General features: G+C 74.4%; 3 protein-coding genes and 1 pseudogene. All 4 read left to right on the forward strand.

Annotation, left to right across the window (positions count from 1 at the left end):
* Nucleotides 1-341, forward strand: a pseudogene (gene aroE / locus A612_RS11380) (shikimate dehydrogenase); the annotation flags it as partial.
* A gap of 37 nt (nt 342-378) precedes the next feature.
* Nucleotides 379-1,098, forward strand: a complete 720-nt coding sequence (mtgA, locus tag A612_RS11385; protein ID WP_019374605.1) for a monofunctional biosynthetic peptidoglycan transglycosylase — start codon at nt 379-381, stop codon at nt 1,096-1,098.
* A 31-nt stretch (nt 1,099-1,129) separates the two neighbouring features.
* Nucleotides 1,130-1,678, forward strand: coding sequence for a crossover junction endodeoxyribonuclease RuvC (gene ruvC / locus A612_RS11390; RefSeq protein ID WP_019374606.1), 549 nt, complete (start codon nt 1,130-1,132; stop codon nt 1,676-1,678).
* A gap of 89 nt (nt 1,679-1,767) precedes the next feature.
* A partial coding sequence (locus A612_RS11395) for a transglutaminase domain-containing protein (RefSeq protein ID WP_019374607.1) occupies nt 1,768-2,039 on the forward strand: 272 nt, incomplete at its 3' end.

Genomic DNA, 2,039 nt, shown 5'->3' on the forward strand with positions numbered 1-2,039 from the left:
GGCAGGAGGGGGTGGCGCTGCGCGCGCAGCCGGCCAGGCAGCTTGCGCCGGCCACCTTCGATGTGGTCATCAACGCCACCGCCAGCAGCCTGGAAGGGGGCGAGGTGCCGGTGGCGGGCCGGGTGCTGCGCCCGGGCGGCCTGGCCTACGACATGATGTACGGTCCGGCGGCCGAGGGCTTCCTCGCCTGGGCCGCGCGCCACGGGGCGCAGGGGCGCGACGGCCTGGGGATGCTGGTGCACCAGGCGGCGGAATCGTTCGCGCTGTGGCGCGGCGTGCGGCCCTCGGCGGTGCAGGTGCTGGCGGAGCTGCGGGCTGCGCTGGCCGCAGGCACGGCCTGAGGCGGCCGCGGGCGGCTGGCGCAAACCGGGGGTGGGCATGCGGGCCGTGGGGCGCTGGGCGCTGCTGGTGCTGCTGGCCTTCGTGGCGCTGCAGCTGTTCTTCGTGCTGCGCATCGCGGCGATGGCCGTGGTCGACCCGCAGTCCACGGCCTTCCAGCGCTCGGAAGCCTGGGCGCAGCTCGCCGGCGGCGGCCCGCTGCGCTGGCGCCAGCAGTGGGTGCCCTACGAGCAGATCTCCGAGCACCTCAAGCGCGCCGTGGTGGCCGCCGAGGACGACGGCTTCGTCGGCCACGATGGCGTGGACTGGCAGGCCATGGAGCGCGCCTGGGAGCGCAATGCGCACCTTGCGGCGCAGCCGGCCGCGGCCGCGCGGGGGCGGCGCGCGGCGCGCATCCGCGGCGGCTCGACCATCACGCAGCAACTGGCGAAGAACCTGCTGCTGTCGGGCGAGCGCACGCTGCTGCGCAAGGGGCAGGAGTTCGTGCTGGCGCTGCTGCTGGAGCGGCTGCTGGACAAGCGCCGCATCCTGGAGATCTACCTGAACAGCGTGGAATGGGGCGAGGGCGTGTTCGGTGCCGAGGCCGCCGCGCAGCACTACCACCGCAAGAGCGCCCGCGCGCTGGGCGCGGCCGAGGCGGCCCGGCTGGCGGTGATGCTGCCGGCGCCGAAGCGCTACGAGCGCATGCCCTCTTCGCCCTACCTGGCGGCGCGAACGCGCACGCTCCTGGCCCGCATGGGGCGCACGGAGCTGCCCTGACGGCGCGCGGGCATCGGGAGACAATGGCCCCATGAGAATCCTCGGCATCGATCCGGGCCTGCAGACCACCGGCTTCGGCGTGCTGGACGTGCAGGGCCAGGCCATGCGCTACGTGGCCAGCGGCACCATCCGCACCACCGGCCTCGCGCTGGGCGACCTGCCGGGCCGGCTGAAGCTGCTGTTCGACGGCATCGGCGAGGTGGCGGCGCGCTACCAGCCGGAGGCGGCGGCGGTGGAGATCGTCTTCGTGAACGCCAACCCGCAGTCGACGCTGCTGCTCGGCCAGGCGCGCGGCGCGGCGCTGGCGGCGCTGGTGAACGCCGGGTTGCCGGTGGCGGAATACACGGCGCTGCAGATGAAGAAGGCGGTGGTCGGCCACGGCCGCGCCGCCAAGCCACAGGTGCAGGCGATGGTGCAGCGCCTGCTGCAGCTGCCCGGCCTGCCCGGCACCGATGCTGCGGATGCGCTGGGGCTGGCCATCACCCATGCCCATGCCGGGGCCGTCATGGCGCGGCTGTCCGAAGTGGCGCCCCTGCAGCGCCGCCAGCACGCCCTGTACCGCGCCGGGCGCAGCTACTGAGACTGAGCGCGCGCCGCGGTCGGCTGTCGCCCAGGCGACAGGCAGCGGCATCGGACCTGACGACACTGCGCCGTAGGAGGAATCGCCGCATGAACCGCCCCGACGCACCCACCCCCGCCGACCTGGCGCCCACCGCGCTGATCGACAGCGACCACCCTGCGGTCATGGCCTTTGCGCGCGAACATGCGCAGGCCGCCGACGAGCGCGAGCGTGCCGTCGCCCTGTACCTGGCGGTGCGCGACGGCTTCCGCTACGACCCCTATCGCATCGACCTGGCGCCCGCGCACATGCGTGCCAGCGCGGTGCTGGACAAGGGCTACGGTTGGTGCGTGCCCAAGGCGGCGCTGCTGGCGGCGGCCTG

This window comes from Melaminivora alkalimesophila (assembly GCF_000282995.1).
Classification (GTDB): domain Bacteria; phylum Pseudomonadota; class Gammaproteobacteria; order Burkholderiales; family Burkholderiaceae_C; genus Melaminivora; species Melaminivora alkalimesophila.